Origin of the sequence: Hymenobacter sp. J193, assembly GCF_024700075.1 — a bacterium.
Lineage (GTDB): Bacteria > Bacteroidota > Bacteroidia > Cytophagales > Hymenobacteraceae > Hymenobacter.
On record NZ_JAJONE010000001.1, the window covers coordinates 1,726,023 to 1,750,123 of the forward strand.

Sequence of the window (24,101 nt, forward strand, 5' to 3'; positions counted from 1 at the left end):
GACCGGTGCGCCTCAAAGCTACGAACCCTCACTCCATAGTCAGCGCTACAATACCGCCGCATGCAAACAGGCTGCCGATGGAGCATCAGCAGCCTGTGGGGAAGGGGTACTACTTCTCTGTAGTGGAGACTAGCCGCGCGGCATGGAAGTGCCGGGCTTGCCCTGCACCTTAGGCTCGGGCTTGAACATGTCGTCCACGTTCTCCAGATCCAGGAAATCCAGGAAAGTGTCGCCGCGCAACCCCAGCCGGATGGTTTCGAGGCTGATGATTTCGTTGGGCGCGATGTTGCCCAGGTTCACATTGGGCCCGAGCAGCTTGATAAACCACACCTGCTGGGCTTTCTGGGGCGCTTCCCAGATGATTTTTTCGAAAGGAATCTGAGTGAGAATTTCCTCTACCAGACCTGAGCGTACTTCGCCGGTGCTACGAAACAAGCCCACATTGCCGGCTTCCCGGGCTTCGCCGATTACCTTTACAGCGCCGGCTTCCAGTTCCGTTTTCATCTGCGAAATCCACTTGTAGGGCGGAATAATCTTTTCCGCATCCTTGGAGCCTACCTCGCTCAGCACCTTCACATCCTGCGACAGGATGCGAATGAAATCCAGCTTCCTGTCGTGGTTCAGGTCCAGGGAGCCGTCCGACACCTCCGCGTATTCCATGCCCATTTTGTCGAGCAGGCGGCGGTAGTCCTCGAACTGGTTGCGGATGATAAAGGCCTCGAACAGCGTACCTCCGAAATACACCGGAATGCCGGCCTCGCGGTAGACGGCCAGCTTACGCTCCAGGTTGGGCGCTACGTAGGACGTGGCCCAGCCCAGTTTCACAATGTCGGTGTATGCCGCCCCTACTTCCAGAAAGTCTTCCACTTCCCGCACGCTGGAGCCTTTGTCCATCACCATGGTAAAGCCTTGTTCGCGGGGTTTTTCGGTGCGTTCCGGCAGCTGGGTCAGGTTGTAATTCATGTAGTAGGGTCTTGGGGTCTTGGGGTCTTGGGGTCTTGGTCTGGGCCACGCCTCATTTCCCCGGAAAAAGCAACGAGGGCAAAAGTACGGCTGTTTTTTGTTAGGCAGGGTTTGCACCCGTCATGCTTCATCTGGCGTCCGCGCAGCCGAAGCATGACAAACGCGGCGTGCGACTTGGCGTGGTGCAACTCACGCACCTATTTCCGGTACTGGTCGATGAGGCGGGCCAGGGCCTTCTGGGATTCCAGCTCAGGAAAGTAGTCGAACAGCAGGCGGTGCTTGTCGAAGTCCAGGACTAAGGCATTTTCCAGGGTTTCGTAGGCCTCGCGGTAGCGCCCGGCCGCCAGCAGGTAGGCACACAGGCGGTACTGCAGCTCGGCCTCGGCCGGCTGAATCTCCAGGGCGTTGCGCATCAGGTCCACGGCCCCGTCGAAATTGCCCTGCTCGTAGAGAATGATGCTCCAGTTCAGCCAGGCGTCCTTGCTGTCGGGGGCCACCTGGGTGGCTTTGTCGTAAGCTTCCAAGGCACTCACGATGTTGCCCACCTGGTACTCGGCGGCGGCCAGGGCCATCCAGTATTCCAGGCTTTCGTCGTAGAGCGTCACGGCCTTGCGAAAGAAATGGATGGCCTCGAAGGCCCGGTTCTGGGCAATGAGCACAATGCCGATGCCAAACCAGGCCTCATCCATCGTGTTGTCGAGGTCGATGGACTTCTGGTAGAAGCGGCGGGCCAGATCCCACTCGGCTAGTTTCTCGTGGCACTCGCCAATGTTGCAGAGCGCCTCGGGCGTGGGCTCGCCTTCGGGGTAGCTGAGCTCAAACTCCTCAATGGCCTTGCGGTATCGCTCCAGGCTCACGTAAGTGCTGGCCAGGTAGCCATGCGCCTCGTAGAACTTGGCGTCAATCAACAGGGCATAGTCGAAGGAGCTGATGGCCTCGTCGAACTTGCCAGCGCGGAAATACGCCTGCCCCAGGTTGTACCAGGCAATGGCCGAATACGGGTCGTCGTCGGTGAAGCGGCGGAAAAACTCCAGGTTCTTCTCGAGCCGGTCGCTTACTTCCAGGCAGTACAGCAGCTCCTGCACGGCCACGTCGTTGTCGGAGTTGATGCGCAGGCTTTGCTTGTAGTGGCGGGCGGCGCTTTTGTACTTCTGCCAGCTCTGGTAAGCCAGGCCCAGGTTGAAGTGGATGTCGTCGCGCTCGGGGAAGCGCTCCACGGCGCTCAGGAAGAAGGCCACGGCCTCGGCAAATTCGCCCTTCTGGGTGGCAATGATGCCGCGCGTCACGGCTACGTCAGGATTGTCAGGGTCGAGCAGGGCCACGTTCTCAATCTGGTCGGCGGCGGCGGTGTACTCGCCTTTCATGGCCAGCACCTGGGAGCGGTCAATGAGCAGCTCGGTGCTGAATGGGTACAGGGCAATAGCCGCCTCGCAGGCCTGCAGAGCCTGGTCGTACTGGGTGTGGGTAGTATAGTGGTCGATGATATTCTCAAAGTCGGCCAGGTCGAAAAACACCGGCTCGTTGCTGGCCATCATTTCCTCAAAACGGCGCACGATGTCCAGCACTTCGTCCCGGTCCTCAAAATTCTCATTCATTCGCATATTCCTACAATCGGCAAAGAGAACCGCCAAAACGGCAGTTCTCCGAGGGAAAGACGCCTGCTCCGCGCAGTAAGCAAGCTACCAGCCTAAGATACAACAACCGCACCGGAGGCCACTACGTTCCGCCGTAATTCCGCGCAGCACCATGCAATGGTATCGGCTACGGGTCGAAAGCTCAGCCCGGTAGCGCGCTGCACTTTGCCGGCCTCGTACACCAGCGGCTGGCGGCCGGCGCGGGCCGTGTCTTTGGTGATGAGCGGGCGGCTGCCCGTAAGTACGCCGCGCGCGTGCTCCAGGCGCCAGATAACCTCGGCGGCCCAGTTGGGCACGGCCGTGGTGGGAGGCCTTTTGCCAAAGCAGCGGGCCGCCTGCGCCAGCAGCTCCCGCAAAGGTACGGCTTCGGCGCTGAGGATGTACCGCTCCCCGCGCACCGGCAGCTCCAGCCCCAGCCGTAACATCTGGGACACCACGTCGCGCACGTCCACCACGTTGATGGTGCCGGGCGTGTAGAAGCGGTGCTCCTGGTAGGCATAGCGCAAAAGCCGGGTGCTGCTGCGCGTCCAGTCGGCCGGGCCCAGTATCACCGAGGGGTTCACGATGACGGCGGCCAGCCCCTCCGATACGCCCCGCCACACTTCCAGCTCGCCCAGGTATTTGGAAGTCGCATAGGCGGCGTGGGCAGCGCCCAGGTCCCACTTGGCGTCTTCCGTCACCACCAGCGGAAGCGTATTGAGCGTTTCTTCCGAAGCCGCCCCGCTGCCCAGCGCCGCCACCGACGACACGTGACACAGCCGGAGGCCGGGGCGCTCCAGGCAGGCATCGACCAGGTTGGCGGTGCCTTCCACGTTAATTTGCAGCAGGGCATCTTCGTCCTGCGGGGCGTAGGAAACCAGCCCGGCGCAGTGAAACACGTGCGTGACGCCCTCCAGCGCCTGCCGCAGCAGCAGCGGGTCGAGCAGGTCACCCTGCAGCCACTCCACCTGCTCGGCGGATGACAAGACCGGAACCTGCTGCCGGTACAGGGCCCGTACCTGCTCGCCCCGGGCTACCAGAGCCGGAATCAGGAAAGAGCCAATCAGGCCGCTGCCGCCGGTAACGAAAATCATAGAGGGCTTGATTTGGGGACTTGGGGCTTAGGAGTTGGTTGACGTTCCTAAAAATTTATTCCAGAACGAAAACCAAGCCCCTAAGTCTTCAAGTCCCTATTACAGATTTCGATTCAGCAAGGGCAGGGCCAAGGCTTTGGCCAGATAGCCGGTGGGCAGCACTTTGTGGCGGAGCGTATCCACGTGCTTGAGGTGATGCGCATCGGTACCCAGCATATCCACCAGTCCGGCATCTATGAGCTTTTCGGCTACGTGCTTGGCGCCAGCCGAGTAGTAGCCGCACAAAGAGTTCAGGTTCACCTGCAGCATCACGCCCATTTCGCGCAGGCGGGGTAGCTCATCAAACTTGCTGTAGAGGTAGGTGTACCGCTCGGGGTGGGCCAGCACCGGCTGGTAACCCGCCGCCTGCAAGTCGAAGACAATCTGCGGCAGGTTGAAAGGCTCGTTGATGTAGGAGGTTTCTATCAGCAGGTACTTCTTCTCCCCTCCAAAGCTCAGCATCTCCTCCCCGTTTTCGAGGCGACGCGGAAACCACTCGTCCAGGTAATACTCGGCGGCGCATTCCAGGGTCACATCGGTAATGCCTGCTGCCGTAGCCGCTTCCTGCAATTGCTTTAGCGCCCCCCGGATGCCTTCCGGCGTGTTGCGGTAGAAGTCGCCCATCACGTGGGGAGTCATAATGAGCTTGCGGTAGCCCAGCTCGCGCATCTCCCGTAGCAATGCCACTGAGTGCTCCACGGTTTCGGCACCGTCATCAAGGCCCGGCAGCAGGTGGGAGTGCATATCCGTCAGCAGCTCCCCCAGCGACGCGGCCGGGGCCGGAGCACCCTTACTGAAAATACTGCGAAGCCATGATGCCATCGTGGATGAGAACTACGGCGGATTGCTAGGAAAACTGTTTGCGCAGCCGCTGCCACCAGCTGCGCTTGGGCTGGGTGTCTTCGTAGTAGCCCTGTCCGTAGCCATAGCCGTAGCCATAGCCGTAGCCATAGCCGTAGCCATACAGCCCACTCGAACGGGCATCGTTCAAAATGGTAGCCAGGCGGGTAAAGCCATTGGTGCGCACCAGCTTGTTGATGTTCTTGAGGAAGGTCTTCTTCGAATAGTCGGCGCGCACGATATAAATCGGCACATCGGCCTTACGCATGATCAGGATGCCGTCCGTTACCAGTCCTACCGGCGGGGTGTCAATCATGATAACGTCGTAGTGCTGGTGCAGCTCACTCAGCATCTCGTCGAATTTGGGATTCAGAATCAGCTCCGATGGGTTGGGCGGCGTTGGGCCGGCCGAAATAAAGTCCAGGGTAGGAATGGACGTGTGCTGAATGCACTCCTGCCAGGTATGGCGCTCAATAAGGATGGTACTGATACCTTTCACGTTCTCCGCCCCAAATGCCAGGTTAACCTTGGGCTTGCGCATATCCAGGTCAAGAATTACTACGCGCTGGTCCGACGACGCTATAATTCCCGCCAGATTGACGGTAACAAAGGTTTTTCCTTCGCCGCTAATCGTTGAGGTAATGGAAATCAGCCGCTTCTTCTTGGACGAGGCCATGAACTCCAGGTTTGTCCGGATAGAACGAATAGACTCAGAAATAGCTGATTTTGGGTTTTTATCAACAACCAACCGAGATACCAGCAATTTTTCCTTGTCGTAAGTAGGAATAACGCCCAGAACCGGGGCAACGGTGTTGCGCTCCAGCTCCCGGATGTTGGTCACGCTGTTGTGCATGAAGTAGCGCGTGGCCACCAGCCCCAGCCCCATGAAGATGCCACCCGCCAGGCCAATGGCATACACAATCAGCCGAACGGGCGAGATAGGCGCGCTGGGCATGGAGGCGGGCGAAAGAATCTGGAAATCGGGCGTGGTACCGGCTTTGGCGATGCTGTACTCCACCCGCTTGTCCATCAGCATCAGGTACGACTTCTCGTACAAATCGAAGGGGCGCTGCAGGCGGGCCCGCTCCGTTTCGCGCTGCGGCAGTACCTGCAGCTCAGTATTGAGCTTATTCTGCTGCTGATTAAGCGCCCCCAGCTGCTCTCGCACCACGCGCAGGCTCTGCTGCAGCGACTCGCGCACGTTGCGCTTGGCGTAGTCGACGGCGGCACGGCGCTGCTGCACGGCCTCGGTAGCCTCTGTGTTGGAGCGCAGCACACGTCGTAAGTCCTGCTGGGCGAGGTTAAGCTCGGCTATCTGCTGGGTAAGAACGGGGTCTTCCAGCAGCGCCAGGCCCGGTACACTCTGCTCCACGCCCGCATTCTCATCGCGCGAAATCTGCTCGCGCGAGGTGAGCCGCGCCACGCTCGTGAGTAGCTCCAGCCGGCGCTGCAGGGCCTGGCGCTCTTTTTCCTGTCCTTCCAGCTGCTGGGTGATAGTAGCCACTCCCCCCCGGACGTCGTACATCTTGGCGCGCTTGGCAAACGACTGCAGCGCAATTTCGGCCCGCTGCAGGCTGTCGCGCGTGAGTTCCAGCTGCTGATCCAGATACTGCATAATCTGCTGCTGGCCCTGCGTGTTCTTGCTTAGCTTGGCCAGCAGGTACACGGTGTCGATACGGTTGACGATATCGTGCGCCTTGCGCAGGTTATGGTCGGTAAAGGAGATGCTGATTGTACTGGCCTCTGGATTGACAATCTCAACCGACAGGTTGTCATCGAAATACTGATTGATGGCCGCGTCGTCGTTGATTACGAAGTGGTAGTTGTTGTTAACAACGTCCTCATCAAAATGCCGGGTTTTCGTAATAACGACTTTCGCGCCACCCAGGTCCACCGGAGTGCCTACCCGGTATTCGCGCGGCTCTTCGTTTTTCTCGTGTGTCAGCTGGAAGGTTTCGGGGCCGGTAAACAATACCCCAAAACGCGTGTTGTAAAACCGTGGATCCTGCACGTCATACTCCACGTGAAACGGCGAAGTACCATACAGCTCTGTTTCCAGCACCGTCCCCTGTGAGTAGTAGTTTACATCCAGGTTCAGGGAATCCTTCAGCTGCCGGTAAATGAGGTTGGACTTTATCAGCTCTACCTCGCCGGACAGATTATTTACCGTCTGCAGCCCTTCGGCCCCACCCAGCGTCTGCCCTAGCCCCAGAGCCCCGGCGTCCTGCTTTTCGTCAATCTTCAGCGTTGAAGAAGACTTGTAGGTAGGCTTGGTGTAGCGCAGAAACATCCAGGAGCTGGTTACCCCCAGCAAAATGAGCAGGATAATCCACGGTACACTCCGCCGGGCTACCATCAGCAGCGTTGTTACATCGAAGCCAGCGTTTTCTTCTTCAAAGCCAGACTCGATAACGGGCGATGGGGCACCATTACCCGCGTTTCTGATCAGGTCTTCTAGCTCAGCGTTTTCGTTTTTGGCCATTCCAGACTACGGAAGTAGATTCTTAATATTCAGCGTACCCAATAGGCTACGCTACCTGTTGCAGCTGCTTATTGCTTGATATTTATAATCAGCAGAACGGTGGTAACAGCAGTGGTAACTACCTGCAACAACGGAAGTATATCAGTTAGTGCCTCTCGGAAGGGCCGGCGCACTGGTTCAATATAGACGATATCGTTTGGCTGCATACGCAGGTCGGCCCGGCGCATGCCTTCAATAGTTGACAAGTCGATAACCTGTACCATCGGATTTTTCAAATCTCCCCGGATCAGGCGGATATTAAATGCCTTGCCGTAGCGCGTGGCGCCACCACTGCTACCCGTATTGGTCCGGGCATCAATGCCATTTACGGAGGCCAGAATCTCGATTAGATTCATATTGTCATTGTACAGTGGCACTACCATACCGCCGGGGGTACCCAGTACGAACACCCGGCTGTTGGTTACCCGGGTAGCTACAAAAGCATCCTTGTAAAATGCATTGTACCGAAGCTGCAGCAGGCTATCGGCCTGCAACAGCGTGTTGCCGGTGATTTTGACGTAGCCCACCATTGGAAGCTTTACCACACCGTCGCTCTGCACCAGAAACTCTGAGTCGCCGGCCGGGCGGCTGCCCACATCACCACCGCGGGTTAGCTCACCGCCCGACTGCGTTGCGCCGGTAATAAGGGTTTGGTTGCCCGGAACGCCGAAACGCAACTCCCCGTTGGGGTCAACCAGCCGCTCGCCTTTATTGGTGTACACTCGCACTTGCAGGTAGTCGTTGGGCTTGATGACGTAGTTCTGGCTTAGCTTTCTCAGGGCCGTTTGCAGCCGCGCCGTATCCACGGAGGTGCTATTTTCCGTTTGAAACATGATGTTCTGCCGGTACGACCTGGAGGTGGCGCAGGAGGCCAGCAGTACAACCGGAGCCAGCCACAGCCAGCTGAGAAGACGAAGAAGGGGAGTGCGCATGCAGGCTGCTGAAGCCATAAGGGAAAACAAATCCAGCCTCGTGAAAAGCTGGATACCAGAGAATTTTATCTTAAAAACCTTCAAAGTAACCGAATACGGTTGCGGATTCAAAATTAGCGGGTTCTGCGGACTTCGGGCCAAAAGCTATTGATAGCGGCAAAACCGGTAGCTTCGTGGACCCAAATCCAGCTTCGGCTGGTTACGCTCTTACCCTTCCCCACCCAAACCTTTACGAAAATGGAACTGGTAGCAACCGAGAACCAGACAATGATTGCGCAGATGGTGCGCGACTTTGGTGCCACCCACATCAAGCCGCACATGATGCGCTGGGACGAAACCCAGGAATTTCCCGCCGACGTTTTTCACAAGCTCGGTGAGCTGGGCCTGATGGGCGTGCTAGTACCCCAGCAGTATGGTGGCTCCGGCTTCGGCTACACCGAGTACGTAACGGCCATTGCGGAGTTGGCCAAAATCGACGGCAGCATTGGCCTGAGCATGGCAGCGCACAACTCCCTGTGTACCGGCCACATCCTGCAGCACGCCTCCGAGGAGCAAAAGCAGAAGTACCTGCCCCGGCTGGCCAGCGGGGAGTGGATTGGCGCCTGGGGCCTGACGGAACCCAACACCGGCTCCGATGCCGGCAACATGCGCACGGTGGCCGTGGAAGATGGCGACTTTTATGTGCTGAACGGCGCTAAGAACTTTATCACGCACGGTAAAAGTGGCCATGTGGCCGTGGTTATTGCCCGCACCGGTGAGGTAGGCGACTCCCGCGCCATGACGGCCTTCATTGTAGAGCGGGGCACCCCCGGCTTCGAAGGTGGCCGCAAGGAAGACAAGCTCGGCATGCGCGCTTCCGAAACCACCGAAATGATTTTTACCGACTGCCGCATACCCAAAGAAAACGTGATTGGCAGCGTCGGCGACGGTTTTGTGCAGGCGCTGAAGGTGCTCGACGGGGGCCGCATCAGCATTGCGGCGCTCAGCCTAGGCATTGCGCAGGGTGCCTACGAGGCAGCGCTGCAGTACTCCAAGGAGCGGCACCAGTTCAACCAGCCCATCAGCAACTTCCAGGGCATCAGCTTCAAGCTGGCCGATATGGCCACGGAAATTGAGGCCGCGTCGCTGCTCACCTACCGCGCCGCCGACATGAAGGACCGGGGCCTGAACGTGAACCGCGAATCGGCCATGGCCAAGCTGTACGCCTCGGAAGTGGCCGTGCGCGCCGCCAACGAGGGGGTGCAGATCTTTGGGGGCTATGGTTACACCAAAGACTACCCGGCCGAGAAATACTACCGCGACGCCAAGCTGTGCACCATTGGCGAAGGAACTTCCGAGATTCAGAAGCTGGTTATTGCCCGCACTATTCTCAAGTAACCTTGTCGGGGCTTGCGTAGTAAGCTACAGCCATTTATCTTTGCAGCCCTTAACAGGAGAAGTCTCAACCTCATTGACCATATGATCATCGTCCAAATCAAAGAAAACGAGTCGGTTGACCGCGCCCTCAAGCGTTTCAAAAAGAAATTTGAGCGCACCGGCGTATTGAAGGAACTGCGTCGTCGCACGTTCTTCCAGAAGCCGTCCATCACGAACCGCAAGCAGAAGCAGAAGGCTATCTACAAGCAGGTAACGTACGGCAACGACGCTGCCAACTAACTGACGCGACCTGTGGTCAGGATTTGACCGCCTGAAGGGCTATTCCAGCTTTTCAGGCGGTTTTTTCGCGTTCGTACTTTTCAGTTTAATTCCCTACATTGGGTATTCCGACCTCAACAGTCGGCCTTTTGTATATGGAGTTATTTTTTTCGTATCTGCGGTCGGAGCGGCGCTACAGCCCGCACACGCTGCTTTCGTACCAGACCGATTTACGGCAGTTCAGCGAGTACCTGAAGACCGCCTACGAGCTGGACGACGCGGCCCTGGCCGACCATACGCTGATTCGCTCCTGGATTGTGGAGCTGATGCAGCAGAACCTGGCCCCCCGCACCGTCAACCGCAAAATTGCCTGCCTCCGCTCCTACTACAAGTTTCTGCTGCGCACGGGAGCCGTCAGCAAAAATCCGATGCTGCGCATCACGGCCCCCAAAATGGCCAAGAAGCTGCCGGACTTCGTGCCCGAGGAGTCGTTGAACGGGCTGCTGAACTCGTTTGAATTTCCGGAGTCGTTTGAAGGCGCGCGCGACCAACTGGTGCTGGAGCTGCTTTACGGCACCGGCATCCGCCTCTCCGAGCTGCTGGGCATTCGCCACGACGACCTGAGCTTGCCCGGCCGCACCGTGCGCGTCACGGGCAAAGGCAACAAGCAGCGCATTGTGCCCCTCAACCCTACGCTGGTGCAGGTGCTGGAGCGGTATATAGCCCGGAAGCAACAGGAATTCCCGGCGGGCGGCAACGCGGGCGGCCCCCTGCTCGTTACAAACAAGCAGGAACCGCTCTACGAAAAGTTCGTGTATCGCACCGTGAAGCACTATTTAAGCCATATCACAACGGCCGCCTCGCAGCAGCACCCACACGTGCTGCGGCATTCCTTTGCCACGCACCTGCTCAGCAAAGGCGCCGATCTGAATGCCATTAAAGAGCTGCTGGGCCATGCCAACCTGGCCGCCACGCAGGTGTACACGCACTTATCGATTGATAAGCTGAAAGCGGTTTTCGAAAAGGCCCATCCCAAGGCCTAGTTGTTTCTTTTTTCTACTCCCTAACCCCACTACTGATGAAAGTACAGATGCAATCGGTGCATTTCGATGCCGACCAAAAACTGCTCGACTTCATTCAGAAGCGCCTTGATAAACTGGAAACCTTCTATGACCGCGTGACGGAAGGTGAAGTGATTCTGCGCCTCAACAACAAGGATGGTATAGCCAATAAAACGGTAGAAATAAAAGTACTGGTGCCCGGCACCATGCTGTTTGCTCAGGAAGATGCCGGCACCTTCGAAGCGGCTACCGACGCTGCCGCCGACAGTTTGAAGCGCCAGATCACCAAGTATAAGGATAAGATGGTCAGCCACTAACCAGCTGGCAACTCATAGATTTTAATAAAAAGCCCCGCCTGACGATGTCAGGCGGGGCTTTTTATATTTCGGGCTTGCCTAGTGCTGCACGTAATACAGGAACTCACCCGTGCTGACGCCCGCGCGGTAGATAAAGTACGCCGCTAGCACCGCTAGTCCAAGACGGGCGGGCTTGCTGGCCGGCAGCAGGGCTTCCATTAAGCGAAGCATAAGCGTTAGCGTTTACAGGGCAAACTCGGCTTTGATCTGGTCTACGTAGTCGAGCTTTTCCCAGGTAAAGGTTTCTACAGTGCGGGTGCTGCCATCGGCAGCCTGCACCTGCTTGGTACCGGGCTGGCGGCCCATGTGCCCATAAGCGGCCGACTCAGCAAAAATCGGGTTCTGCAAGCCTAGGCGCTGCACAATGGCATAGGGGCGCAGATCGAACAGCTTCTGCACCTTGTCGGCTATTTCGCCGTCGGTGAGTTGGTGGCCGAAGGCGCCGTTGGCTTTGGTGGTGCCGTAGGTGGTTACGAAGACGCCTACCGGCTGCGCTACCCCAATGGCGTAGGCTACCTGCACCAGCACCTGGTCGGCCACGCCGGCGGCTACCAGGTTTTTGGCAATGTGCCGGGCCGCGTAGGCTGCCGAGCGGTCTACTTTCGAAGAATCTTTGCCGGAGAAGGCGCCGCCTCCGTGGGCACCTTTGCCGCCGTAGGTATCCACAATGATTTTGCGGCCGGTGAGGCCGGAGTCGCCGTGAGGGCCACCAATCACGAACTTGCCTGTGGGGTTGATGTGGTAGGTGATATCGGCGGTAAACAGCGCCTGAACTTCCTCGCCCAGCTGCGCCTTTACCCGCGGAATCAGGATGTGGATAATATCCTCCTTGATGCGGGCCAGCATAGTTTCCTCACTTTCGTCGAAATCATCGTGCTGGGTGCTTACCACAATGGTTTCGATGGCCTCGGGCGTGTTGTCGTCGTTGTAGCGGATGGTTACCTGGCTTTTAGCGTCGGGGCGCAGGTAGGTCATTTCCTGTCCGGCCTTGCGAATGGCCGACAGCTCGCGCAGCAAGCGGTGCGAAAGGTCGAGGGCCAGAGGCATGTAGTTCTCGGTTTCGCGGGTGGCGTAGCCGAACATCATGCCTTGGTCGCCGGCGCCCTGCTCTTCGGCCGTGGCGCGCTCCACGCCCTGGTTGATGTCGGCCGACTGCTCGTGCAGGCGGTTCATCACCTCACAGGTGTCGGCGTTGAACAGGTACTCGGGCTTGTTGTAGCCGATGCGGCGGATAACTTCCCGAATGATGGGCTCGGCCTCCACGTGAGCGGTCGATTTGATTTCGCCGGCTACTAGCGCAAAATCGGTAGTTACCAAGGTTTCGCAGGCTACTTTGGCCGTGGGGTCCTGGCGCAGATATTCGTCGAGGATGGCGTCGGAAATCTGGTCGGCTACTTTATCAGGGTGACCTTCCGAAACAGATTCGGAGGTGAACAGGTACGGCATCAGCTTGTAAGGTAGAAGTACGCGAGGGGCCGGCAGCCCCACCCTGCCTCTTGAGAATCAGGCAGGCCGCAAAGCTACAAGTTTTCTACGTGGCGAATAAGCTGGTCTGGTAATTACATGCGCCGCAAGGCCCATACGTCAGACTTGAGCATGTATTTTCCTGCTTGCAGGGCAAACGACTAGCTGGTAGCTGGCCCAAAACGCGCAGCAAGTTCCTGGCAAACCTGAGGCGGTACTCGCAGATATTCCAGCACGTCGGCCGTTTTTTCGGATGGCTTGCCGTTCTTGTCGGTTTCGATGGTTACATTTTCCAGGGAAAGGAAACAGCAGTCGGGGTCGGAGGGGGCAAGATAGACGTGCAGGCGGCCAAACGGGGCCATTTCGTCCTTACTCGTGTGTAGCTCCAGGTGGTTCCAGTCAGCGGCTTCAAGGGCCAGCTTGGTAGCGGCAGCATCGGCAAATGGCGTGGCGGGCCGGGGCAGCGTCCGTTTTTCCGCCCACTCGTTGGAAAGCTCCGAGAAGGGCACTTCCGACTGGCTGCGGGGCATGTTCCACGTCATCAGGAGAATGATCAGAAACTCAGCCAGCCAGATAAGGTAAAGGAAAATTCCGCTGATAGTTAAGCCAAAGATGCTCCAGGTTCCTTCGGCGGCAATGGAGGGCAGGGCCCCCAGCAAGGTGCCGGGGCTTAGCAGCAAGCCCAGAAATACATCGGCCTCGAAGGTGGTGTGCGTGAAGGAAGCGCGGCTGCCCAGGCTTTCGGTTTCGCCGGCGCCGGCCAGCAGGGTCAGGTACACGCACCACTGCACGTACCAGGCCCATAAAGCCACTGCCAAGCCCAGCCAGCCTACCAAAGCCGGATTGCGCAGCTTCCCGGCCTTGGTAACGGCTCGGAGCACGAAGCCGAGCAGCAAGCCAAACCCCAGCGTAAAGGCAAAATTGAGGTAGATAAAAGGGATATACCACACAGCATACACGTACACGAAGGCCAGCAGAACCGCCGCCACCGCTCCTACCAGCAGCAAGCCAAGAATACCGCTCACGGTGAAGCGCCCCGATGGTTGATAGTAAACAGGTGAAGTCATAAAAGGGAATAGGTGAAAAACGACTCAACCTAGCACTTTCCGTTTGACTTATCCGCTAAATATTTAGCCTTTCCCGGGTTATCGGCGCTTTCACCCTACCTGAAATGGCTTTTCTCGCCATCTACTTTGCCTAGCCAAGTCAGTTTTGCCCGGTTGCTCCCGGCGCTGGGCCTGCTGGTTTCAGGTTGGTATTGAAGAGCTTAAGAATACGCCGGTATTCGTCGGTCCAGGAGGAAGGCTCCACGAAGCCGTGGTCTTCGACGGGGTATACGGCCAACTCCCAGTTTTCCTTTTTCAACTCAATGAGCCGCTGAGAGAGGCGCACAATGTCCTGGAAGTGCACGTTGGTATCCACCATGCCGTGGCACATCAGCAGCGCGCCTTTCAAGCCCTCGGCGTAGTAGATGGGTGAGGAACGGGCGTAAGCCAGGGAGTCATTGTAAGGCTCGTTGAGGATGTTGTCGGTGTAGCCGTGGTTGTAGTGTGCCCAGTCGGTAACGGAGCGCAGCGCGGCCCCGGCCCGGAACACCTCGGGCTGGGTGAACATGCCCATGAGCGTGATGAAGCCCCCGTAGGAGCCCCCGTAGATACCGATGCGCTGCGGACTCACGCCGTATTTCTCCACCAGCAGCTTGGCGCCGTCAATGTGGTCGTCGAGGTCTTTGCCGCCCATGTAGCGGTAGATACCGGTGCGCACGTCGCGGCCGTAGCCGCTGGAGCCGCGGTAGTCGATGTCCAGCACGGTGTAGCCCTGGTCGGCCAGCAGGTTGTGGAACATGTACTCGCGGAAGTACTGGCTCCACCACTTGTGCGCGTTCTGGAGGTAGCCGGCCCCGTGCACGAATACCACGGCCGGGCCCTGGGGCGCAGCGTTGGCGGGGCGATACAGGCGGGCATACACCTCGGCCCCGTCGCGGGCTTTGATGGTAATAATTTCCGGGTCGCGCCAGGGGTAGCTTTCAAACTCCGGCGTGGTGCTGTGGGTAAGCTGCCGCATTTTCGCGCCCGGCTTGTTGTCCATCACAAACAGCTCCCAAGGCTTGTTGGCGTAGCTATAGCGCACGAGCAGCGTCTTTTCATCGGGCGAGAGAGTTACTTCACTAGCCCCGGGGCGGGAAGTAAGCTGAGTGAGTTGGCCGCCCTCCAGGGGCATCTGGTAGAAGTGCTGCTCGCCGGGGTGGGTTTTGTTGGCGGTGAGGTACCAGGTTTTCTTGTCTTGGCTGAGCTGCGCCTGCTGAATCTCAAACTTGCCGCTGGTCAGGGCTTTCTTCTGGCCCGTGGTCACGTCCACCGTGTAAAGGTGGGAAAAGCCGGTTTCCTCGCTCTGAAACCAGATGCGGCGCGAGTCGGGCAGCCAGCCCACATTGCCAGCCTCGTAGCCAATGCCGGGGCCGTTGATCCAGGCTTCGTCGCGCTGCCGGTCGAGCAGGCTGATTTTCTGGGTGGTTGGGTCGAGGGCCACAATCCAGCGGTCCTTGTTGTCCTGGGAACGAATGACCAGGAAAGCACGCTGGCCGTTGTCGGCCCAAAACGGGCCGTAGGGCACCACGCGGCGCACCTCAGTGGCGGGCTTGCCGGCTTTGGTTTTGGCGGTGTCGGTGGGGGCTTTGGCCGTGAGCTGGTACTCCTTGCGGTAAGCCGGCAGCTCGTCCAGCCCTTTCAGCTCCCTGTAGCCCAGCACAAACGTGGTGTCACGCCCAATATCGTAGAGGCCCAGCTCGTAGGCCGTTTGGGGTGCCCCCACCTTCGAGCGGGTCGGAATTTCCTCGGTGAAGCCTGATATGGTGACGAAGTTAGGCACCAGCGCCAGCTTATCGGCGGCCGGTTCCTGCACCAGGGTGTAGGTCACGTAGCACCCATCGGGACTGAGCTGCAGGTTCTCCACGGTTTTGCTGCCCAGCCAGATCCCCTTGGGCCGCAGCCGCAGCAGGGCTTTTTGGGCCCGCTCCCGCGCTTTGGCATCCTGGTCGCGCTGCCGGATTACCTGAAACAGCGCCAGCTGCTGGGCCTTCAGAAACTTAGCCGACTTATCCAGCTCGCCGGGGCCGGGCCGGTTGCCGCGCCGGAAATCGGTGCGCTGCACGGTTTCGCCGGTGGCAGGGTCCCAGGTGAACAGGTTGCCGCCGCGGGTATAGCTGATGAGCTTATCCTGCAAGGCGAAATCGGCCTCGGTTTCCCGCTCGGCGGTGTTGGTGACACGGCGCACCCGTTGGTTTTTCAGGTCCAGCAGGTAAATATCCCCGTCCTTCTCGTACACTTTGCGCTGGTGGCGCTGGTCGTATCGACCCCGCACCGAAGGCAGCCCGCGCTGCTCGGCCAACGACACTTTGCGTGGCGTGCCGCCTGCGGGGCTCAGCACATAAAGCGAGTCGCGGCGGGCTTTGGCGGGGTTCCACTGGAAGTATATGTGTTTGCCGTCCTCGCTCCAGTACGGGGCCGAGGGCAACCCGCCCAGCCACTGCGCCGGCTCACGCATAATCTTTTCGACGGTGAGCGGGGCCAGGGCCGACGGAGCCGTTTGGGCCAGGGCCGGCGCGGCCAATGAGGAAGCTCCAAAAAGGCTTAGGTAAACAACACGCATACGCTACGAAGGCTTGACAACGGGCCGCAACATACGCAGCCTGCGCCAAGGACTACTCCGCATGCCGGGCGTTGCAAGCCACTACGCTAATCCGCCCTGCTCCCAGGCTTGCAGCTCAGCGTGCAGATTGCCCCGGGCAGCGTCTTCCAACTTTTCCCGAAACATGGTCGTGCGGTATAGGTGTGGAACTGATAACAGCTTCTCCAGCACCTTGCGCCGCCCGCGCCGGTAAAGTATATCAGGCACCAGGCGGTATTCCTCCCGAATCTGGCGGGCATACTGCCAGTACTCGGCTTCGGGGCGGCCCAGCACCTGCAGGTCGGCATCCAGAAAGAAGTGCAGGTCGGTACCGTGCGGCGGCTGGGGTTGGGTGTGGTCCTGAGTACGCTCAATCAGCAGCGCCACCCGCTCCTGCCGTGCGGCGGGCCAGTTGCTGTGGCGCAGAAAATCGCGGGCCAGCTCAGCGCTGCGGGCTTCGTTATCGGAGCGCAAGGGGTTGTAGATGGCATCGTGAAACCACGCGGCCAGCTGCACCACGGCCACCTCCTGCAGATTGTCCGCGTGCTCGTCGATGGTCTGCAGCAGATCCTGCACGTGGGTAAGCGTGTGGTAGTGCCGACCAGAGCCGGTATACAGCTCCGTGAGTTGGCGCAGCACCCCCACCCGCCGGGCTTCGTCGGGTACTATCGGCGCCGTGAGCTGCTCCCAGCGGGCGGCCATGGTCGTTTGCATGGTGTTAAATGGTTGGGTAGTTGGGTGCCTGCATGGCTGTCATTGCGAGGAGGTACGACGAAGCAATCCGTCCTGGTCTATACTCGACCCATCTTTCTACCAGAAAGCCCTTACTTATCGCACAGGTAAGAGCTTTTCACATTTTAGGGCTTTGGGCATTGCTCAGGATGAATTGCTTCGCTATGCTCGCAATGACAACCATATAACCATGAAGCCACTCAGTTAGCCGTGGGGGTGCCGTAGGGGTTATGGAGCTTGATTTCGAGGTACCGCTCGGGGTTGGCCAGGGGCTGGAACCCGAACTGCTGGTACAGGCCGTGGGCGTCCAGCGTGGCCAGCATCCGGCGGCGCACCCCCTGGATTTCCGGCGCGGCCCACACCACTTCCATCAGCCATTTCGAAAGGCCCTGTCCCCGGAACTCGGGCAATACGAACACGTCACACAGCCAGGCAAAGGTGGCGCAGTCGGTAACGAGGCGGGCAAAGCCGGCCAGCCGGCCATCGGGCGCAAACAAACCGAAGTTCAGGGAGTTGGCAATAGCGCACTCCAGGGTGGCGAGGGGCATGTTTTGCGCCCAGTACGAGTCCTGACTCAGGTAGCGGTGGATGGCCGCAATATCCAGGCGGGCAGGGTCGGAGCTGATGACGAACTGGCTGACGGGGTGCTGAAACTCGGGCATAGACGAAAATCAGAAAGCTGAAAAACAAAGCTAATGCCCTTACCGACCCGCGCAATTTTTCGTAGCATTTACTTCATCTGGCTTTCCCTAGCTGCTTTCTGTCATGAAAAGACTCTACACCGCGCTATTGCTGCTGTTTTGCTGGCAATACTCTCTGCTCGCTCAGCCCGCCTCGGTGCCGGTTGGCGCTACCACCGTCAGCATCCGCACACTGGCTACGGGGTTCGATACGCCCTGGGAAATGCTCTGGGGTCCCGACAACCAGCTCTGGCTGACGGAGCGCCCCGGCCGTATCAGCCGCGTGAACCCCGAAACCGGTGAAAAAACTCTGCTGCTCACGGTGCCCGACGTAACAGAAAACGGCGAAAGCGGCCTGCTGGGCATGGCCCTGCATCCCAACTTCACCGCTTCGCCCTACGTGTACGTCGTGTACAACTACACCCAGGACGGCCTGCGCGAAAAGCTGGTGCGCTACACCTACAACGGCACTGTGCTTACCGACCCGCAAGTGCTACTGGAAAATATTCCCGCGAGCCCCTATCACAACGGTTCCCGGCTGATCATTCTGCCCGACCTCACTATGCTGATGTCTACCGGTGATGGCAACATCGACTATGAAGCCCAGAACATAGCCTCACCTAGAGGCAAAATCCTGCGCCTGAACCTGGATGGTACCGTTCCCGCCGATAACCCTACTGCCGGTAGCCGCGTGTACACGCTGGGCCACCGCAACCCTCAGGGCCTCGTGCGGGCACCCTCGGGCCGCATCTACAGCTCCGAGCACGGCCCCAGCAACGACGATGAAGTAAACCTGATTGAGGCGGGCCGCAACTATGGCTGGCCCACGGTGCACGGTTTCTGCAACCTGGCCGCCGAAGCCACTTTCTGCGCGGCCAACAACGTGCGGGAGCCGCTCTACGCCTGGACGCCCACCATTGCCGTGTCGGGCCTCACCTACTACGACCACCCGGCCATACCCGGCTGGCAAAACTCGCTGCTGCTACTGAGCCTGAAGGCCGGCCAATTGCTGCAGCTGCCCCTCAATACTGCCGGCGACGCCCTGACCGCTGCGCCCAACCTGGTGCTGAATAAAGAAGCCGGCCGCCTACGAGCTATCTGCGTGTCGCCGGCCGGGCGGGTGTACGTGGGCACCAGCAACCGGGACGGCAGCGGTTCACCCGCCGCCTCCGACGACCGGATTATGGTGCTGGAAAACCTGGCCTATACCCCGACGGCCACCCGGCAGCCAGCTTACGCTACACTGGACGTGTGGCCTAACCCAGCGCATGAAAAGCTGACCGTAAGCTTCCCGGCTCCGCTGGTACGAGGAACCCAGCTGGTGCTGCAGGATGCACTGGGCCGGACGGTTCGCTCGGAGCCGCTGGCGGCTGGTAGCCGCACACATACTGTTTCACTGAAGGCATTGCGGCCGGGCGTGTATCAGGCCTTGGTAAAAACTTCTGCGCGCCTCTACCGCCAGCGCATTGTGGTGCAGTAAGGAAAGCATGTTGTAGCCGACGAAGCATTGGCTACAACACAAGCCCTCAGACTGAGTTGCGACGCGAAATTCCGTCTGGTGCGCGCCACACTTCTCATATCACATCAACCGGTGCCGTTCGTTTTTAACGACGTTTTCCAGCGTCCAGGAAATTTCCTGGGTGAACGGATGCTGGCGCACCGGGCAGTCGGGCATGTGGCAGTGCGAGCAGGCCGCGAAGGTGCAAGGGTCAGCATGCACAAACATTTCGACCGGCACGGCAAACTCCTGGCTGAATAGGTGTTCGATGCTGTGAACCTGCGCGTGGGTCTGCTCCAGGGAAAAATAGTATGGCATCGTCACGTGGCAGTCGATGTGCAGGTTGGCCCCGTAGCGCACCACGCGCAGGTTGTGCACGTCAATCCAGGCCGGCTCGCGGTGCTCCTGCAGCTCGGCCACTACGTGCTGCACGGTGGCCTCGTCGGTTTCATCCATCAGCCCTGACACCGAACGACGTACCATGCGGTAGCCATTCACCACAATGAATACGCCCAGCAGCAGCGCCGCGCCCGAGTCGAACAGCACGTTGTCGGTGAAGACGACCAACAAGAGCGCCACGCACGAAACCAGGGTACTCACGGCGTCAAGGTAAAGGTGCTGCCCGTCGCCCACCAGCGTGGGAGAGTGATGCTCACGCCCGGCCCGCACCAGCAGAAAGCCCACGCCCAGGTTCACCAGAGCCGTGAAGGCCAGCAGCACCATGCCCCAGTCGGGCTGGGCAATGGTATGCGGGTGCAGCATAGCCTGCAGGGCCGAATAGAAGATGTACACCCCGGCCATGAGAATCAGGCCGCCCTCGAAGCCCACGGAGAAGTGCTCAATCTTGCCGTGGCCGTAGGGGTGGTTTTCGTCCTTGGGCAGGCTGGCTAAGTAAATACTATAGAGCGCAAAGCCACTGGCTACCACGTTGATGATAGACTCCAGCGCGTCGGTGAGCACGGCCTGGGAGCGGGTGAGCAGCCAGGCGTAGAACTTGACGGCCACCAGTACCACGCTTACCACCAGAGAAAGCAGAGCAAAGCGCGTTTTGAGGGGCAATGAAAACATAGGCGGTAAACCGAACGGCGGGGCGCAAAATTCCGGGAAAATTCCGGCACCAGCAGGTATACGCAACTTTTTACAACAAAATCGGTAAGCAGACTGTCTTAAAAATAAATTTAGATACGTCTAAAAACTGTTTCTTTGTACGGCTAAGCTCTTCTGCATCTGTGCCGCTGCTTCTTTCTAACTCAATGCCCAAAACCTTACCCGCACCCAATCCGGCTGTTCCCGATACTCCTGCGGCTGATGCTCCTTTGGAAAGCGGCTGGCGCAAGCCGCGCACGGCCCCATCCTTGCGCGAAGTCTACGCCAGCATCAAGGTGCCCGGCCAGGACGCCTCGTTCTGGCGCAAGCTGATGGCTTTCTGGGGCCCGGGCCTGATGGTGGCCGTGGGCTACATGGACCCCGGCAACTGGGCCACCGACATTGCCGGTGGCTCGCGCTTCGGCTACACGCTGCTGTCGGTTATCCTGATTTCCAACCTGTTTGCCATGCTGCTCCAGCACCTGGCGGCCAAGCTGGGCATCGTGACGGGGCGCGACCTGGCCCAGGCCTGCCGGGACCATTTTTCCAAGCCGGTGGCCATGGTGCTCTGGCTGTTCTGCGAAATTGCCATTGCCGCCTGCGACCTGGCCGAAGTTATCGGCTCGGCCATTGCCCTGAACCTGCTGTTTGGCTTGCCGCTGCCCTGGGGCGTGGTACTCACCATCCTCGACGTGCTGGCGGTGCTCTACTTCCAGAATAAAGGCTTCCGGGTTATCGAAAGTATCGTAGCGGGCCTGATCGTGCTGATTTTCGGCTGTTTCGTCTACGAAATCCTGGTTTCCAACCCCGATTATTTGGGCATTGCCAAAGGGCTTGTGCCTCAGAAAGAGGTAGTCACCAACCCCGGCATGCTTTACATTGCCATTGGTATTCTGGGGGCTACCGTGATGCCGCATAATCTGTACCTGCACTCCAGCATTGTGCAGACGCGCCAGATCGAGCAAACCGAGAGCGGCCGCCGCATGGCCATCAAATTTGCCACCATCGACTCTACGGTAGCCTTGTTTCTGGCCTTCTTTGTGAATGCGGCCATCCTGATAACGGCGGCGGCCACGTTCCACAAAAACGGCTTGTTTGATGTGGCTGACATCAACGATGCACATAAGCTGCTGGCACCGGTCTTAGGAGCCGGTGCCGCTGGTGCTGTGTTTGCCATTGCGCTGCTGGCGTCGGGCCAGAATTCTACCCTGACCGGCACGCTGGCCGGGCAGATCGTAATGGAGGGCTTCCTGAACCTGAAACTCAAGCCCTGGCTGCGCCGCCTTATTACGCGCGGTATTGCCGTGGTGCCTGCCCTCATTGTAACCATCATCTACGGAGAGAAAGGCACCGCCGATCTGCTGGTGCTCAGTCAGGTGATTCTGAGCTTCCAGCTGAGCTTTGCGGTGGTACCGCTGGTGCTGTTCACGGGCAGCAAGGCCAAAATGGGCGTGTTCGTAAACCGCCCTTGGGTGCAATGGCTGGCGTGGCTGGTATCCGGTATCATTATCGTGCTCAACCTTTACCTGCTCTACGAAACCTTCCTGGGCTAACCGGTTGGCAGCGCGGCAGCTTACGCTGCCGCGTTTTTTCGGCCCAAGAATTTAGGCTCATCTAAATAAATAAAGCACTAGCACCTAAAATGAAACATATCCTACTACTGGTTTTCCTGTTTATCTTTTCCGTCAGCGGCCGGGCGCAGTCTACCGGCAAGCTGGTGGGAGTGGTCCGGTCGGATGGCAAGGAAGTTCCTTTTGCCAGCGTGGGGCTGAAAGGCACCACACTGGGTGCCACGGCCGATGAGCACGGCCGCTTCACGCTGGCATCGGTGCCGGCCGGCACGTACCGGCTGGTGTGCAGCGCGGTGGGCTACCTGGCCACGGAGCGGGGAGTTGCGGTAGCCGCCGGGCAGACAACCACCGTCAACCTCAGTTTGAACCCGAGTGCCAGCGCCCTGGGCGAAGTGGTAGTGAGCGGCACCCTGAACGAGGTGATGCGCGGGGAGTCGCCGGTGGCGGTGGAGCTGTACTCGCCCAAGCTGTTCCGGAAAAACCCAGCGGTGTGTTTGTTCGAGAACCTAGCCATGATCAATGGGGTGCGGCCCCAGCTCAACTGCAACGTGTGCGGCACCGGCGACATCCACATCAACGGGCTGGAAGGGCCCTACACAATGGTGCTGATTGACGGCATGCCGCTGGTTAGCTCCCTGGGCACGGTATACGGGTTGAGCGGTATCCCGAGCAGCCTGATTGAGCGGGTAGAAGTGGTAAAAGGCCCGGCCTCCACCCTCTACGGCTCCGAAGCGGTGGGCGGCCTTATCAACGTCATCACCAAAAACCCCAGCAAAGCCCCGCGCTTCTCGGCCGATGTACTGGCTACTTCCCACCGCGACGTGAACCTGGACCTCGGCCTGGCCCGCACCGTTGGCTCTGCCTCTACTCTGCTCAGCACCAGCCTCTACCACTACACCCAGCGCCGCGACGTGAACGAGGATGGTTTCACGGACGTGCCCACGCAGCAGCGCATTTCGGTATTCAACAAGTGGAGCTGGGCGCGGCCCGAACAGCGCGTGGCCAACTTGGCGGGGCGTTATTACTACGAAGACCGGTTTGGGGGGCAGCTGGACTGGGCGCCCAAGCACCGCGGTGGCGACAGGGTGTACGGGGAAAGCGTGTATACCAGCCGATACGAGCTGCTAGGCCAATATCAACTGCCCATTGCGGGCCAGAAGATACTACTCAGCGGCACCTACAACCAGCACCAGCAAAATTCGGCCTATGGCACCACATTGTACCGAGCTAGCCAGCGCGTGGGCTTCGGGCAGCTGACGTGGGCGCGGGAGCTGAGCATCCGCCACAGCCTGCTGGCGGGGGCCACCTACCGCACCACCTGGTACGACGACAATACGCCCGCTACGGCCCGCCCGGCCGGCACCGAACCGCCCCGCAACCAGCCCGACCTGGTGCAATTGCCCGGCGCTTTCGTGCAGGACGAGTGGCGCCTCACGCCCGACGCTACCCTGTTGGCCGGCCTGCGCTACGACTACAACTCCCGGCACGGCAGCATCCTGAGCCCGCGCCTGAACTACAAGTGGGGCCGCCCCGACGGCAGCCGCGTGTGGCGCGTGGGCCTGGGCAACGGCTACCGGGTGGTAAACCTGTTCACGGAAGACCACGCGGCCCTCACCGGCGCCCGGCAGGTGGTGGTGCCTGAAGCCCTGAAGCCGGAACGCAGCTGGAACGTGAACGTGAACTACAACCGCTTCCTGACTACCCGCGGCGGCGGCACCCTCACCCTCGATGCCAGCCTGTTCTACACCTACTTCACCAACAAAATCAGCCCCGATTACGACACCAACCCCGACCAGATCCTGTACCGCAACCTCGATGGCTACGCCGTAAGCCGGGGCCTCACACTGAACTCCGAGTTTGCCCTGGCCCGCCCATTGAAAATTATGCTGGGCGTGACCCTGCTGGACGTATTCCGGCAGGAACGCACCGCGGCTGGTCCGCTGCGGCGGGTGGAGCAGCTCCACTCCCCGCCGTTTTCGGGCACCTGGGCCGTGAGCTACACGCTGCAGAAGCTGGGTGTGGCGCTCGACTACACGGGCCAGGTGAGCAGCCCCATGCCGCTGCCGGTATTCCCCAACGACTTCCGGCCCGGCCGCTCCCCCTGGTTTGCCCTCCAGAACGTGCAGGCCACCCGCAAGCTGCGCGAGGGGCTGGAAGTGTACGGCGGCCTTAAGAACCTCTTCAACTTCCTGCCCCGCCACCCGCTGCTACGCCCTTTCGACCCCTTCGACAAGCAGGTGGGCGTGGATAACCCGCAGGGCTACACCTTCGATACCAGCTACAACTACGCGCCTATGCAGGGGCGGCGCTTGTTTCTGGGCATCCGGTACGCGCTGTAGTCGCAGCAGGA

The 24,101-nt window shown here is 59.4% G+C and carries 20 protein-coding genes; 7 read left to right on the forward strand and 13 right to left on the reverse strand.

The window, feature by feature from the left end:
• Positions 1-129: 129 nt before the first annotated feature.
• From LRS06_RS07415 to LRS06_RS07440, 6 genes are all read right to left on the reverse strand, one after another.
• Positions 130-963 carry a phosphosulfolactate synthase gene (locus LRS06_RS07415; protein WP_257870900.1) on the reverse strand — a complete coding sequence of 278 codons (834 nt, stop codon included), beginning with the start codon at positions 961-963 and terminating at the stop codon, positions 130-132.
• Positions 964-1,160: 197 nt separating this feature from the next.
• Positions 1,161-2,558: a tetratricopeptide repeat protein gene (locus tag LRS06_RS07420; protein ID WP_257870901.1), complete on the reverse strand. Its 1,398-nt coding sequence runs from the start codon at positions 2,556-2,558 to the stop codon at positions 1,161-1,163.
• Between the two features lie 92 nt (positions 2,559-2,650).
• A complete protein-coding gene (locus LRS06_RS07425; protein WP_257870902.1) occupies positions 2,651-3,670 on the reverse strand; it encodes an NAD-dependent epimerase/dehydratase family protein in 1,020 nt (339 codons plus the stop codon).
• Between the two features lie 99 nt (positions 3,671-3,769).
• Complete coding sequence (locus LRS06_RS07430) at positions 3,770-4,531, reverse strand: tyrosine-protein phosphatase (protein WP_257870903.1); 762 nt, start codon at positions 4,529-4,531, stop codon at positions 3,770-3,772.
• A 25-nt stretch (positions 4,532-4,556) separates the two neighbouring features.
• Complete coding sequence (locus LRS06_RS07435) at positions 4,557-7,031, reverse strand: tyrosine-protein kinase (protein ID WP_257870904.1); 2,475 nt, start codon at positions 7,029-7,031, stop codon at positions 4,557-4,559.
• Positions 7,032-7,099: 68 nt separating this feature from the next.
• The gene (locus LRS06_RS07440) at positions 7,100-8,002 is read right to left on the reverse strand and encodes a polysaccharide biosynthesis/export family protein (RefSeq protein ID WP_257870905.1); all 903 of its coding nucleotides are present in this window, start codon (positions 8,000-8,002) and stop codon (positions 7,100-7,102) included.
• A gap of 237 nt (positions 8,003-8,239) precedes the next feature.
• On the opposite strand from LRS06_RS07440, the gene LRS06_RS07445 reads away from it, so the two are divergent.
• From LRS06_RS07445 to hpf, 4 genes are all read left to right on the forward strand, one after another.
• Positions 8,240-9,379, forward strand: a complete 1,140-nt coding sequence (locus LRS06_RS07445; protein ID WP_257870906.1) for an acyl-CoA dehydrogenase family protein — start codon at positions 8,240-8,242, stop codon at positions 9,377-9,379.
• A gap of 81 nt (positions 9,380-9,460) precedes the next feature.
• Positions 9,461-9,658 (forward strand): 30S ribosomal protein S21, encoded by a 198-nt coding sequence (rpsU, locus tag LRS06_RS07450; RefSeq protein ID WP_196954408.1) that lies wholly within the window; start codon positions 9,461-9,463, stop codon positions 9,656-9,658.
• 134 nt (positions 9,659-9,792) lie between these two features.
• Positions 9,793-10,680, forward strand: a complete 888-nt coding sequence (locus tag LRS06_RS07455; protein WP_257870907.1) for a tyrosine-type recombinase/integrase — start codon at positions 9,793-9,795, stop codon at positions 10,678-10,680.
• A gap of 35 nt (positions 10,681-10,715) precedes the next feature.
• The gene (gene hpf, locus LRS06_RS07460) at positions 10,716-11,015 is read left to right on the forward strand and encodes a ribosome hibernation-promoting factor, HPF/YfiA family (protein ID WP_257870908.1); all 300 of its coding nucleotides are present in this window, start codon (positions 10,716-10,718) and stop codon (positions 11,013-11,015) included.
• 78 nt (positions 11,016-11,093) lie between these two features.
• Here the strand turns inward: hpf and LRS06_RS07465 are convergent, their stop codons facing one another.
• The 6 genes from LRS06_RS07465 to LRS06_RS07490 all read right to left on the reverse strand — a co-directional run bounded on the left by LRS06_RS07465 (position 11,094) and on the right by LRS06_RS07490 (position 17,578).
• Positions 11,094-11,225: a hypothetical protein gene (locus tag LRS06_RS07465; RefSeq protein ID WP_257870909.1), complete on the reverse strand. Its 132-nt coding sequence runs from the start codon at positions 11,223-11,225 to the stop codon at positions 11,094-11,096.
• A gap of 12 nt (positions 11,226-11,237) precedes the next feature.
• Positions 11,238-12,500 carry a methionine adenosyltransferase gene (gene metK, locus LRS06_RS07470; RefSeq protein ID WP_257870910.1) on the reverse strand — a complete coding sequence of 421 codons (1,263 nt, stop codon included), beginning with the start codon at positions 12,498-12,500 and terminating at the stop codon, positions 11,238-11,240.
• 179 nt (positions 12,501-12,679) lie between these two features.
• Positions 12,680-13,585, reverse strand: a complete 906-nt coding sequence (locus LRS06_RS07475; RefSeq protein WP_257870911.1) for a hypothetical protein — start codon at positions 13,583-13,585, stop codon at positions 12,680-12,682.
• Between the two features lie 139 nt (positions 13,586-13,724).
• Entirely contained in the window at positions 13,725-16,166 is a 2,442-nt protein-coding gene (locus LRS06_RS07480) for a prolyl oligopeptidase family serine peptidase (RefSeq protein WP_257870912.1), read from the reverse strand.
• 81 nt (positions 16,167-16,247) lie between these two features.
• Positions 16,248-16,898 (reverse strand): hypothetical protein, encoded by a 651-nt coding sequence (locus LRS06_RS07485; RefSeq protein ID WP_257870913.1) that lies wholly within the window; start codon positions 16,896-16,898, stop codon positions 16,248-16,250.
• Between the two features lie 218 nt (positions 16,899-17,116).
• Complete coding sequence (locus LRS06_RS07490) at positions 17,117-17,578, reverse strand: GNAT family N-acetyltransferase (RefSeq protein WP_257870914.1); 462 nt, start codon at positions 17,576-17,578, stop codon at positions 17,117-17,119.
• A 103-nt stretch (positions 17,579-17,681) separates the two neighbouring features.
• Between LRS06_RS07490 and LRS06_RS07495 the strand changes: the two genes are divergently transcribed.
• Positions 17,682-19,076 (forward strand): PQQ-dependent sugar dehydrogenase, encoded by a 1,395-nt coding sequence (locus LRS06_RS07495; RefSeq protein WP_257870915.1) that lies wholly within the window; start codon positions 17,682-17,684, stop codon positions 19,074-19,076.
• A 99-nt stretch (positions 19,077-19,175) separates the two neighbouring features.
• Here LRS06_RS07495 and LRS06_RS07500 read toward each other — a convergent pair whose 3' ends face one another.
• Positions 19,176-20,162 carry a cation diffusion facilitator family transporter gene (locus LRS06_RS07500; RefSeq protein ID WP_257870916.1) on the reverse strand — a complete coding sequence of 329 codons (987 nt, stop codon included), beginning with the start codon at positions 20,160-20,162 and terminating at the stop codon, positions 19,176-19,178.
• A 185-nt stretch (positions 20,163-20,347) separates the two neighbouring features.
• On the opposite strand from LRS06_RS07500, the gene LRS06_RS07505 reads away from it, so the two are divergent.
• Both LRS06_RS07505 and LRS06_RS07510 read left to right on the forward strand, forming a co-directional pair.
• Positions 20,348-21,733 carry an Nramp family divalent metal transporter gene (locus tag LRS06_RS07505; protein ID WP_257870917.1) on the forward strand — a complete coding sequence of 462 codons (1,386 nt, stop codon included), beginning with the start codon at positions 20,348-20,350 and terminating at the stop codon, positions 21,731-21,733.
• Between the two features lie 89 nt (positions 21,734-21,822).
• Positions 21,823-24,090, forward strand: coding sequence for a TonB-dependent receptor (locus LRS06_RS07510; protein ID WP_257870918.1), 2,268 nt, complete (start codon positions 21,823-21,825; stop codon positions 24,088-24,090).
• The last annotated feature ends 11 nt before the right edge of the window (positions 24,091-24,101 follow it).

Coding starts and splice junctions, on each gene's coding strand:
- LRS06_RS07485 (WP_257870913.1), bottom strand. CDS start 16,898: ATGCAAACGACCATGGCCGCCCGCTGGGAGCAGCTCACGGCGCCGATA.
- LRS06_RS07430 (WP_257870903.1), bottom strand. CDS start 4,531: ATGGCATCATGGCTTCGCAGTATTTTCAGTAAGGGTGCTCCGGCCCCG.
- LRS06_RS07495 (WP_257870915.1), top strand. CDS start 17,682: ATGAAAAGACTCTACACCGCGCTATTGCTGCTGTTTTGCTGGCAATAC.
- metK (WP_257870910.1), bottom strand. CDS start 12,500: ATGCCGTACCTGTTCACCTCCGAATCTGTTTCGGAAGGTCACCCTGAT.
- LRS06_RS07500 (WP_257870916.1), bottom strand. CDS start 20,162: ATGTTTTCATTGCCCCTCAAAACGCGCTTTGCTCTGCTTTCTCTGGTG.
- LRS06_RS07465 (WP_257870909.1), bottom strand. CDS start 11,225: ATGCTTCGCTTAATGGAAGCCCTGCTGCCGGCCAGCAAGCCCGCCCGT.
- LRS06_RS07475 (WP_257870911.1), bottom strand. CDS start 13,585: ATGACTTCACCTGTTTACTATCAACCATCGGGGCGCTTCACCGTGAGC.
- rpsU (WP_196954408.1), top strand. CDS start 9,461: ATGATCATCGTCCAAATCAAAGAAAACGAGTCGGTTGACCGCGCCCTC.
- LRS06_RS07415 (WP_257870900.1), bottom strand. CDS start 963: ATGAATTACAACCTGACCCAGCTGCCGGAACGCACCGAAAAACCCCGC.
- LRS06_RS07445 (WP_257870906.1), top strand. CDS start 8,240: ATGGAACTGGTAGCAACCGAGAACCAGACAATGATTGCGCAGATGGTG.
- LRS06_RS07440 (WP_257870905.1), bottom strand. CDS start 8,002: ATGCGCACTCCCCTTCTTCGTCTTCTCAGCTGGCTGTGGCTGGCTCCG.
- LRS06_RS07490 (WP_257870914.1), bottom strand. CDS start 17,578: ATGCCCGAGTTTCAGCACCCCGTCAGCCAGTTCGTCATCAGCTCCGAC.
- LRS06_RS07505 (WP_257870917.1), top strand. CDS start 20,348: ATGCCCAAAACCTTACCCGCACCCAATCCGGCTGTTCCCGATACTCCT.
- LRS06_RS07420 (WP_257870901.1), bottom strand. CDS start 2,558: ATGAATGAGAATTTTGAGGACCGGGACGAAGTGCTGGACATCGTGCGC.
- LRS06_RS07435 (WP_257870904.1), bottom strand. CDS start 7,031: ATGGCCAAAAACGAAAACGCTGAGCTAGAAGACCTGATCAGAAACGCG.
- LRS06_RS07510 (WP_257870918.1), top strand. CDS start 21,823: ATGAAACATATCCTACTACTGGTTTTCCTGTTTATCTTTTCCGTCAGC.
- LRS06_RS07425 (WP_257870902.1), bottom strand. CDS start 3,670: ATGATTTTCGTTACCGGCGGCAGCGGCCTGATTGGCTCTTTCCTGATT.
- LRS06_RS07480 (WP_257870912.1), bottom strand. CDS start 16,166: ATGCGTGTTGTTTACCTAAGCCTTTTTGGAGCTTCCTCATTGGCCGCG.
- LRS06_RS07455 (WP_257870907.1), top strand. CDS start 9,793: ATGGAGTTATTTTTTTCGTATCTGCGGTCGGAGCGGCGCTACAGCCCG.
- hpf (WP_257870908.1), top strand. CDS start 10,716: ATGAAAGTACAGATGCAATCGGTGCATTTCGATGCCGACCAAAAACTG.